Raw genomic sequence first — 11,444 nt, 5'->3', positions numbered from 1 at the left:
ACAGTTGTTTATGTTGTGTTAAATTGCTTAGAACTTAATACTCACACCGATAGAGTAAGTGCGATAAGGAGGATAGGTACGTTTGTCATCAATACCTAAAGTGTTATCTACTACATAACTATTGATAATCGGTGTTAAGCCACTATAACTTGTTATTGTTGCAAGGTTATTGATGCTAAAAGACACACGTAGTGAACTGATATATTTGTTTTTAATAGGCGTATTCCAACCTATCGTAAGATAATCAAAGTTTAGATAATCACCTTTTTCCAACCAATAATCCGTCACATTCTGGTCAACAATATTCCGTGCTGGAGCTTCTGCAAGGACATTATAGTCTGGGAAGTTTGACATGTTCAGGAAAGAAAGAGTTGTTCCGTTAAATATCTTATGTCCGAAAGCACCATTCATCTGTAAGGAAATGTCGAATGCTTTGTATCTGAAACTTATGTTAGAACCTAAGGTCATCTTAGGTGTTGCTTGTCCTGCGATATATCGGTCGCCATGGTCGCTGAGGTCGATTACATTGTCATTGTTCAAATCAGCAATGTCGTATTTGTTGTGTCCATGTCCGTTGTCTACGATTCCTTTGCAGTGAGGAAGATAGAAAACTCCTAAGGGTTGACCTACAATCTGATAGATAATATCATTATATCCACCATGGAAACCTGCGCCATTCATACCACCGATAGGGGTTATTTCTGACGCTGTCATCTGTCTTCCATTATGTTTACCATTGAGAGAAAGGAGTTTGTTCTTTTGCCATGCCATATTGACATTGACATTGAGTTCCATGTCTTTCTTTGATATAGGAACGACGCCAATACCCAACTCAAAACCACTGTTAGACATAGAACCGATATTTGCCAATAGCTTGTCGAAGGCGAAAGTTGGTACAGGTACGTCATATTCGTAAAGCATATCGGTAGTCTTGGAATAGTAATACTCTGCTGTAAGGAGCAGACGATTGTTGAACAACCCAAGGTCTGTACCAATATTAAAGGTGCTGCGCGTCTCCCAACGTAGGTCAGGGTTACTATTGCGTAAGGTACCCATAGTGACTGTTGGTGTACCATTGTACGAGATTAAACCTACTGGGATATATTGCCTTAAGGTCAAATAAGAACTGATTCCACCAAGGTTTCCAGACCGACCATAACCGGTTCGAAGGTTCAGAAGACTAATGCTCTTATTGTTGCGTAGGAAACTTTCTTTCTTCATATCCCAAGTTGCTGAGATAGAAGGGAAGATGCCCCATGTATGGTCTTTGCCAACCATTGACGAACCATCTGCACGTGTTGTCAGATTAAGTGTGTATCGGTCGAGCAGTGTGTAGGTAAGTGTACCCATAAAAGAGGTAAGACTTGGGTCAGCATAACTACTACCAGTTCCTCCATAAGGACGGTCAGAAGCAGCCCCAAGATTGTCATAACCAAAGTAATTGTTGGTTAATCCCTTTACTTGTGTCCAAAAAGCTGCTATCTTTTTCTTCTGATATTCAGCAAGAATGGTGGTAGATAATTTGTTAATCCCCCAACGATATTTCCAATCAAGAGAGATGTTACCTAATATATCTTCGGTCTTTCGTTCTCCTCTATATGCTAATCCTTGCGCCCATACCCATGTCGGGGCAAATCGTCCGTTCTCCGTTGAGGTGTAAGAATAGGAACCTAAGGCTGCTAAATGAAGGTTATGTGTTAACTGTAAGGACAACTGTAGATGTGAATTGAACGTAAGATTCTTTTCATCGTTACGCTCAAACAGCAATGGTTCTGTCGGTCCTATCTGTGATGCATTGCCATTCCTCTGCCATCCGTTTCCTGTTTTGTGGAATGGGAGTGTTGGATTCATTGCAGCAGTAGAGTAGGAAAGTGCTTGAATATCAAATATCTTTTCATCTTGTTGAGATGAACCGAAGGCACCAAAGTCTATCTTTAGTCTCTCGTCAAAGGCAAGCTGTGAGATGTCTAACTTAGCCACGAAGTTATTGTAATCCTTGTTTTTAATAACCGTTTGACCGCGCACATAGCCTAATGAGGCACGATAGTTAGACTTCTCACTGCCTCCACTAAAAGCCACGTGGTGTGAGTTTACGAAACCTGTTCGTACTATTTCTTTTTGGAAGTTAGTATCATAGCCCTTATCAACATAGTCTAATCCCAATGCTTTTGCAGCACTAACATACTCCGTAGCATTGAGCATTCGAAGTCGTTTGTATACAACGTCGAATCCAGCAGTTCCGTCATAGTAAATCTGGAACTTACTACCATTGCCACGCTTTGTCTTTACTTCGATAACACCCGATGCTCCTCGTGAACCATACTTAGACGTTTCTGAAGCATTCTTGAGGATAGTAAAGCTTTCGATATCAGCAGGATAAATGGTGGATAGGGTAGATAAATCAGATGAAACACCATCTATAAGGACCAGAGGGTCATTACCACCAGTAAGCGATGTCGTGCCACGAACACGCACACTGGTCAACATTGCCATACGATCCTGCCCATTCGTAACGACATTTACACCAACGGCTTGTCCGGAAAGGGCATTAATGGCTGAGTTTACCAAACCTTTATTCATCTGTTTCTTACCTATCTTTGCCATTGAACCGACGATAGGTAGGGTATCACTCTTGAGGAATAACGGCTGCTTTTGCTTTTTAGTAATGGCTTTATGTCTTCTTTGCGCATTTGCAATATTTGTAGAGCCAATTAGTAAAAGGCAGCAAACAAGTGAATGGGTTAGGAAGTGTTGTCTGGCCATATAAGGAATACAATAAATGTTATTTATACTGTTTATCTAAGCAAATATACATATTTTTCGTGACATAAGTCGATGATTACAGGTTTTTTTGCTAATTTTGTTGTGTTATCCTTTTATATACTCTTGTGTGAGTTAAGGATTTTAAAGAAAGAAACCTAAATTATTATCAATATGGATAAGCTTTTTCTAACGGCTTTATTGATGGGCATGTCTGTGTCTGGTATTCATGCACAGAACGCCACTATTGAGCCAACTTTCACCGAATGGCATGATCTTCAGGTGAATGCTGTCAATCGTTTTGCAACGCATACAGACTTCTTTGCGTTTGCACCATTTGAAAATCTGCGTGGAACAAAGTTTGATATGAAGAAGTCGGCTAATTACCTTTCACTTGATGGGGACTGGAAGTTCAATTGGGTTGAGAATGCTGATCAACGTCCAACAGATTTCTTCCGTACCGATTTCGATGACTCGCAGTGGAAGACATTCCCTGTTCCTGGTATCTGGGAGGTGAATGGTTATGGCGACCCTGTTTATGTTAACATTGGTTTTGCATGGCGTGGTAATTTCAAAAACAACCCTCCAGAGGTTCCTATTAAGGAAAACCACGTAGGCTCTTACCGTCGTACTATCCGCATACCAGACAACTGGGACGGCAAACAAGTTATTGCTCATTTCGGTTCGGTGACATCTTGTGTATATCTATGGGTGAACGGTAAGTTCGTTGGCTATAGTGAAGACTCTAAGATTGGACCAGAGTTTGACGTAACGAAGTTCCTCAAGAAAGGGGATAACCAGATTGCTTTTCAAGTATTCCGTTGGTCAGATGGCAGCTATTGTGAGGACCAAGACTTCTGGCGTCTCAGTGGTGTTGCTCGTGAAAGTTATCTCTATGCCCGTGATGCAAAGCAGCATTTGAAAGACATTCGTGTAACTCCTGACCTCGTAAATGATTACAAGGACGGTACGCTTAGCGTCAATCTCCAGTTGGCAGGTGGCACAAAAGCTTTCTTAGTCTTGGAGGATGCAGACAATAACCTTGCTGCAAAGACAGTCGTTACGGCAGACAAGGCTGGACAGGCTACGGCTTTTATGGAACTCAGAAACCCAGAGAAGTGGACTGCTGAAACTCCTTATCTCTACAATCTCTATGTTTATGTAGAGGATGCCAAGACTATTGAGACTATCCCGCTCAAAGTTGGTTTCCGTAAGGTTGAAATCAAGAACTCGCAGGTATTAGTCAATGGTCAACCTGTTCTCTTCAAGGGAGCTAACCGTCATGAGATGGATCCAGATGGTGGTTACGTTGTGACACGTGAGCGCATGATTCAGGATATCAAACTGATGAAGCGTTTGAATGTCAATGCAGTGCGTACTTGTCACTATCCTGACGATCCTATTTGGTATGACCTATGCGACGAGTATGGACTCTATGTGGTTGCTGAGGCTAATCAAGAAAGCCACGGTTTTGGCTATAATAAGGATGCAGTGTCGGGTAGTCCGCTTTTTGCTAAGCAGATTATGGAGCGTAATCAGCATAATGTCGGAACGAAGTTCAATCATCCAAGTGTCATTTTCTGGAGTCTTGGTAACGAGACTTGCTACAGCAAGAACTTCGATGATGCATACGATTGGATTAAGTCGCAAGACCAAAGCCGTCCTGTACAGTATGAGCGTGCTGAGTTGAATGGCTATGCTACGGATATTTTCTGCCCAATGTACTATTCTCCAAAAGCTTGTGAGGATTACTCAAAGAACACTCAATACACTCGTCCACTTATCCAGTGCGAGTATAACCATACGATGGGTAACTCTGGTGGTAACTTGAAGGAGTACTGGGACCTTGTTCGTAAGTATCCTAAGTTCCAAGGTGGATTTGATTGGGACTTTGTAGATCAAGGCTTACACCGCAATCCTAAGTTTGATGCTTCTCGTAGGTTGGAAGACTATGAGCGTGCGGCTGATGCGGTTGATGTGAAGACGGAATACACATACGGTGGTGACTATAATAAGACTGACCCATCAGACAACAACTTCAACTGCAATGGTATGATTGGTCCTGACCGTCAGTTGAATCCACATGCTTATGAGGTTGCCTATGAATATCAGAATATCTGGGCTCGACCAGTTGACCTCAAGCAGGGCAAGATAGCTGTTCACAACGAATACTTCTTCCGTGATCTAAGCAACTATCGTATGGAATGGAGCCTTGTTAACGAGGGTAAGGTTGTTGAGAAGGGTGCGATTGAAGAACTGAATGTTGCACCACAGCAGACAGTTGAATACACATTGCCAATAGCTGGTAAGGAGTTTGATGGTGAAGTTCTCTTGAATATCGACTTTAAGTTGAAAACTGCTGAGCCATTGATGGCAGCTGGTCAGACTGTAGCAGAGATGCAGATGGAGGTGCAGCCTTGGCAACCGATGCCAAAGATGGAGCCTGTTGCAAAGAATAAGGTGAAGGTAAGTGACAATGTGAAAGAAGGAGTTGTACGCTTTGCAGGCAACAACTTCGATCTTGTATTCGATCGCAAGACAGGTTTCCTCAGCAGTTATCAGGTTGATGGTCGTAACTTCTTGGGCGAAGGTGGTAGCTTGAAACCTAACTTCTGGCGTGCTATGACAGACAATGATATGGGTACTAACTTCCAAAAACGCCTGTCTGTATGGAAGAATCCTACAATGACATTGAAGTCATTAGAGGTTGATAAAAAGATGAATCGCCTCACAGCAGAATATGATTTGCCACAGGTAGGTGGGCAGTTGTGCCTTGTTTACCATGTTGCAAGCGATGGTGCGCTCCATGTAAGTATGGATATGGAAATGAAGGAGGGTAGTAAGGCTCCTCAGCTTCCACGTTTCGGAATGTTGATGCAGTTGCCTTATAATATGGATAAGTCGGTGTTCTACGGTCGTGGACCTATCGAGAACTATGCCGATCGTAAGCTTTCACAGCGCATCGGATGCTATGAGCAGACTGCTGACAAGCAGTTCTTCCCTTACATTCGTCCACAGGAAACAGGTACGAAGAGCGACATTCGCTGGTGGCAGCAGACTGACAACAGCGGTCGTGGATTCCGAGTATTGTTTGATGAGGCTGTATTCTCTGCGAGTGCATTGCACTATAACATCTCTGACCTTGATGAGGGAAGTGAGAAGCATCAGCGTCATAGCTATCAGGTACCATTGTCTAAGTACACTAACCTCACGTTGGATGCCGCAATGATGGGTGTAGGTGGTATTGATAGTTGGGGTGCTGAACCTCTGAAGAAGTATCAGTTGCCAGCTGAAAACCGAGCTATGCACTTCTGGATTGTGCCAGTGTTCTAAGCTGATAGACATCTTTTATAAAATAGAAAACGCCTTTGCAGAAGTCCTGCAAAGGCGTTTTTTGTTTAATATCCGTACTGTCAGCATACCTATCAATGGCAGTGTCTAAATTCTTTTCATGAAAATAAATATTTTTCTTCACGTAAATAAATATTTTTCTTCATGAAAATAATTCTTTCTTGTTGTGAAAATAATTCGTTTTTAGGCTTCTATCAGCCTTTTATTTTAGTAGTTTCATCTTCTCAATCATCGTTTCGTAGACCTCTGCAGACACTTGTCTACCACGCAAAGAGCGCACACGTGGCATACTGCGGAAGTATTCATCTTGTGACTGATACCACGCGTAATGTGCTATTTCACGAGCGCGAGCAAGGGAAATTGCCAATTTCCCAGCAGCAGAGGGATTGACGGAAGAGAGAAAATACTTGCCATCTTTCATCTTTAATGCCAATATGAGATAGTCTTTGGGTTGTTGTGCGCTGCGTGCTTGTAGGTTGCGTGTGCGCACAGAGATAGTGATGTGTCTATTGAAAGTACGGTTTATTTTGTCCATCATACCACGAAAGACAATGCCATGTGCTGATGTGTCTTTCAATCCTGTATAGGCAATAGAGTAGTGTATCATCTCGTGGATGAGCACATCGTCTATCTGTTCTGTTGTCAGTTTATAATAGTTAGAAACGGAAATACTAAAGTCATAAAACTTTGTACGCCCCCAACTCATCTTTCTTTTACATGCCATCTGTCCTAAACGAGTCTTAGCACGCGACCACTTCAGCTTTGGTACGGGTAGTTTACCGTCAAAGATGAGGTTGTTATAATGTTCAAAAGCTTGTCGAAGATAATCTATGGTGAGTTCTGCGTTCATTGTCGGAATAGGACAAGATTATAAACAATATAGGGACAGACGGCTCCGTCTGTCCCTATACGTCTGTTATTTCTTTTTTTATTATAGTTTAATAGAAGAATGTCAATGTATAGAGATACACGACAGCAGCTGGTATTGCTAAGAGTGATGAGTCAAAGCGGTCGAGCATACCACCATGTCCAGGCAGCATATTACCGCTATCCTTGACACCGAGTGTACGTTTGAGAAGACTTTCAACAAGGTCGCCCCATGTTCCGAAGACCACTACGACGAGTCCGAGACCTACCCATGCAGGAATGCTCAGCATGTGAGGTGTAGCACCGATGTTTGCAAAGTAGCCTATAACACCAGCCACAATCAGAACGAGAATACCGCCACCAATGCTTCCTTCCCAACTCTTCTTAGGACTGATACGTGGGAAGAGTTTGTGCTTGCCGAAGAGCGAACCGCAGAGATAAGCACCTGTATCATTTGTCCAAAGGAAGATGAAGATACTCAATGGAAGAAGGAAATCAAAGGTTACCTGTCCCATCTCACCCTGCTGGAAAGCTAATACGTTAATCATAGAGAAAGGCAATGCGATATACATTTGTCCTAACATCGTGTATGCCCAACTGTTAATAGGGTTCTCATTCTTCAGATACAGTTCTGAAATCAACAGGTAGAGAATTGTCAGAATGTAGGGTACAAAGATGACGAAGCCCTCAACTGGTGTCAGACGTAGTCCTGCAACCGATAGGAAGAAATAGACTCCCGCTATGGTTGAGATAAAGCGGTTTACCCTTACTCCTTTGATATTGTTCACCAATCCTGTGTATTCCCAGATGGAAAGACCCGTGATGAGTGCGAAAAGAGCAATCAGTGCGTGAGGATGAAGGATACCCAACACCATCACGGTGACGAAGAATACGCCTGTAACGGCTCTGACAATCAGGTTCTTTAGTTTATCACTCATAACTGTATGTTTGTTTATAAATCACTTGCGTTGTCGTTACCTTCTTTTGCGATTCTTGCTTCGTGCTCTGCTTGTGCCTGCTTAACCTCCTCTGGCATGTCCTCTAATTTAGGCTGAGACTTCTCTTCCTGCTCAAGCAATTCTTGTGTACGGCTTACCCAAGGACGCTTTCCGAAGATTTCCTCAACGTCTTCTGCCATGATTACCTCACGTTCTATGAGAATCTGTGCCAAACGGTTATGACCTTCTTTGTGCTCTGTCAGAATCTGTTTTGCACGCTCATACTGGCCGTTAATCATCTTCAGAACCTCCTCGTCGATGGTCTTAGCCGTTGTGTCAGAGTATGGCTTCTGGAAGTTATATTCATCATTGTTATAATAACAGATGTTTGGCAACTTGTCACTCATACCTGCATAGGCAATCATACCGTATGCACTCTTGGTCGCACGTTCGAGGTCATTCATTGCACCTGTTGAGATATGACCAGTGAAGAGTTCCTCTGCAGCGCGTCCACCGAGCAATGAACACATCTCATCAAGCATCTGTTCCTTTGTAGTGATAGGACGCTCTTCTGGCAGATACCATGCTGCACCGAGTGCCTGACCACGTGGTACAATGCTCACCTTTACCAATGGGTTGGCATGCTCACAGAACCAACTGATAGTTGCGTGACCTGCTTCGTGAAGGGCAATAGTGCGCTTCTCGTCAGCTGTCATAATCTTTGTCTTCTTCTCTAAGCCGCCGATGATACGGTCTACAGCGTCTAAGAAGTCTTGCTTTGTTACCTCTGTGCTGTCGTGACGGGCTGCAATTAGGGCAGCTTCGTTACATACATTGGCAATATCAGCACCTGAGAAACCTGGCGTCTGACGTGCAAGGAGGTCGATATCAAGATTCTTCTCTAACTTCAAATTGCGCATATGAACGAGGAAGATCTCCTTACGTTCTGGCAAGTCTGGTAGGTCAACGTGGATCTGACGGTCGAATCGTCCGGCACGAAGGAGTGCCTTATCGAGCATGTCAACACGGTTAGTTGCAGCAAGAACGATAACGCCAGAGTTCGTTCCAAAGCCGTCCATCTCGGTCAGAAGGGCGTTGAGCGTATTCTCACGTTCATCGTTTCCGCCCATAGCTGGGTTCTTTGAGCGAGCACGTCCAACGGCATCAATCTCGTCAATAAAGATGATACAAGGCGACTTCTCTTTAGCCTGATGGAATACATCACGTACTCGGCTCGCACCAACTCCGACGAACATTTCAACGAAGTCAGAGCCACTCATAGAGAAGAATGGTACACCAGCCTCACCTGCAACAGCCTTAGCTAAGAGGGTCTTACCTGTTCCCGGAGGACCAACAAGCAGTGCACCCTTAGGGATTTTACCACCTAAATCGGTATATTTCTTAGGATTCTTCAAGAACTCAACAATCTCTTGTACCTCCTGTTTAGCACCTGTCTGACCAGCAACATCCTTGAAGGTGATACCCATTTCGTTGGCTTTCTCATAGAGTTTTGCCTTAGATTTTCCAACGCTGAATACTCCACCACCTCCGCTGGCACCTCCACCCATACGGCGCATGAGGAAGTACCAGATGCCAAAGAAGAATATCCATGGTGCAATAGAGCCAAGAATATCGAGAATCGTGTTGCTTGTTTTGTTCTCATAACTATAGCTTACGATTTTCTTTTGAGCTACAGCTTGATCGAGGAAGGTTTCTACCTTATCAACCGAACCAATCTCCACGGTAACATAAGGGGCTGTACCCACTTCTTGTGTACCCTTCTTAAAGATGTCACGGATATGGTTTGGGCTTACATACATGCGTAGGGTATTGTCATTCCGATTGACAATTACCTTTGTTGCATAGCCTTTAGCAACGTATTGTTTGAACGTGGTATAGTCCTTGTCTATACCTGCACTTGACGGAAAAAGCCCATTCCCCCCAGCAAAGAATACTACTCCGAGGGCAATAATAACGAATATGTAGAGCCAATTCATATTGAATTTTGGCATATTCGGCTTGTTCTTTGGATTTGAATTGTCCATTTTGAAGTCTGATTTTTTATATAAAAAGGCGATTACCAGGTTACTTTATCAGTCTAAATCTGGCAGAGTGGTCAACTTGGCGTCCTCCCAAAGGTGTTCTATGTCATAGAATTCACGTGTCTCTGGGGTGAAGATGTGGACGATAACGTCCGCATAATCAATCGCCACCCACTGTGCATTACCAAGTCCTACGCAGTTGATAGGCTTCTCACCAATCGTTTCACGAACATAATCGCTCACTGATCCGGCAATAGCTTCTACCTGTTGTGTGGAGTTACCCTGGCATATAACGAAATAGCGGCAGATAGTACCATCGATCTCTGATAGGTCTGCAATAACTATGCCATGTCCCTTTTTATCTTGAATTCCCTTCGTAATTAATTCTACTAAATTCTTTGTCTTATCCATTAAATCACATTATAATATACGAGATGCAAAGGTAGCGCAAAAGGAATGAAGCACAAAATAAATTTCATTTTATTTAGCAATTTGTTCCTGTTGGGCTTATTTGGGCTATTTAGCAATGAAAAACTGTCTTTGAGAATATTTTTATCTCTTTTCATGAAAAAAGTTGGTAGAAGTTTTGGTAGTTCAAGAAAAAGTGCTAACTTTGCACTCGCAATTCGGAAATGAGTTGTGAGGTCAATGGGATATGGTGTAATGGTAACACTACAGATTCTGGTCCTGTCATTCCTGGTTCGAGTCCGGGTATCCCAACAAAGTGAGAGAGTTGAGTTTTCAACTCTCTTTTTTTGTTTCATTCAATAGCTTAAATATTTACCTGATAGAGTATGAAGAAGTTATTTACAGCCATTTTGGCAGCATTGGGAATAGGTATGGGTGCATGTGCGCAGAATCCTTATACGGATGTAGATGTTAATCGTTTTGAGCAGATTATTAAGTCTGACTCTGTTCAGTTGGTGGATGTTCGTAAACTTGATGAGTTTACAGAAGGGCATATTCCAGGTGCAACACATATTGATGTGTTGACGCCTTCTTTCCTTTCTAATGCTCTTGCCAAGCTTGATAAGAAACGTCCTTGTGCCGTTTATTGTCGTTCTGGTAAGCGTTCTGCTATGGCAGCGACTCTTCTTGCCAAAGAAGGATACACCGTTACCAACCTTTTAGGTGGTATCATTGCATGGACTGAGGCAAAGAAGAAGACAGTAAAGGAATAAATAAGTCAGCTTTTAGGTTCTTCCGTTAAATCCAAATCGGTCAGTAGAGGCTAAACATATTTTGTTTTATTATCGAACAGATTGTTTGGCTTTGTAACGCAGGCGTAGTGGGTTACGTCAAGTTGCAAAGACGGATATCATAGATGTTTGTAAACTATTTTCATGTGCATCGAAGGCAATACATGGTCTTTTGGCTTCTAAAAGATGCCTAATTGACTTGTAAAAGATGCTCTTTTGGAGTCTAACTAACGCCCTTTTGAAGTCCAATTAAGCATCTTTTCTTGTACTACTTTATAACCATTTGA

Annotated in this window: 7 protein-coding genes and 1 tRNA gene; 3 read left to right on the top strand and 5 right to left on the bottom strand. The window is 42.8% G+C overall.

What is annotated here, in order from left to right; genetic code table 11:
- Window positions 1-27: 27 nt before the first annotated feature.
- Entirely contained in the window at window positions 28-2,763 is a 2,736-nt protein-coding gene (locus tag HMPREF0659_RS05345; protein ID WP_013264627.1) for a SusC/RagA family TonB-linked outer membrane protein, read from the bottom strand.
- A 171-nt stretch (window positions 2,764-2,934) separates the two neighbouring features.
- Between HMPREF0659_RS05345 and HMPREF0659_RS05340 the strand changes: the two genes are divergently transcribed.
- A complete protein-coding gene (locus HMPREF0659_RS05340) occupies window positions 2,935-6,093 on the top strand; it encodes a glycoside hydrolase family 2 TIM barrel-domain containing protein (RefSeq protein WP_044045898.1) in 3,159 nt (1,052 codons plus the stop codon).
- Window positions 6,094-6,313: 220 nt separating this feature from the next.
- Here HMPREF0659_RS05340 and HMPREF0659_RS05335 read toward each other — a convergent pair whose 3' ends face one another.
- The 4 genes from HMPREF0659_RS05335 to rsfS all read right to left on the bottom strand — a co-directional run bounded on the left by HMPREF0659_RS05335 (window position 6,314) and on the right by rsfS (window position 10,369).
- Window positions 6,314-6,961, bottom strand: coding sequence for a SprT-like domain-containing protein (locus tag HMPREF0659_RS05335; protein WP_013264834.1), 648 nt, complete (start codon window positions 6,959-6,961; stop codon window positions 6,314-6,316).
- Window positions 6,962-7,049: 88 nt separating this feature from the next.
- Window positions 7,050-7,916, bottom strand: coding sequence for a phosphatidate cytidylyltransferase (locus tag HMPREF0659_RS05330; protein ID WP_013263812.1), 867 nt, complete (start codon window positions 7,914-7,916; stop codon window positions 7,050-7,052).
- Between the two features lie 14 nt (window positions 7,917-7,930).
- A complete protein-coding gene (gene ftsH / locus HMPREF0659_RS05325; RefSeq protein WP_013264037.1) occupies window positions 7,931-9,961 on the bottom strand; it encodes an ATP-dependent zinc metalloprotease FtsH in 2,031 nt (676 codons plus the stop codon).
- Window positions 9,962-10,009: 48 nt separating this feature from the next.
- Window positions 10,010-10,369 (bottom strand): ribosome silencing factor, encoded by a 360-nt coding sequence (gene rsfS, locus HMPREF0659_RS05320; RefSeq protein ID WP_004361374.1) that lies wholly within the window; start codon window positions 10,367-10,369, stop codon window positions 10,010-10,012.
- 238 nt (window positions 10,370-10,607) lie between these two features.
- Between rsfS and HMPREF0659_RS05310 the strand changes: the two genes are divergently transcribed.
- Together HMPREF0659_RS05310 and HMPREF0659_RS05305 are read left to right on the top strand one after the other, a co-directional pair.
- Window positions 10,608-10,678: transfer RNA gene (locus tag HMPREF0659_RS05310), tRNA-Gln, on the top strand.
- A gap of 74 nt (window positions 10,679-10,752) precedes the next feature.
- Entirely contained in the window at window positions 10,753-11,139 is a 387-nt protein-coding gene (locus HMPREF0659_RS05305; RefSeq protein ID WP_013265004.1) for a rhodanese-like domain-containing protein, read from the top strand.
- Window positions 11,140-11,444: the final 305 nt, after the last annotated feature.

Source organism: Prevotella melaninogenica ATCC 25845, assembly GCF_000144405.1.
In the GTDB taxonomy this organism is placed as follows: domain Bacteria; phylum Bacteroidota; class Bacteroidia; order Bacteroidales; family Bacteroidaceae; genus Prevotella; species Prevotella melaninogenica.
This window is presented reverse-complemented; position numbering and strand designations above follow the sequence as displayed.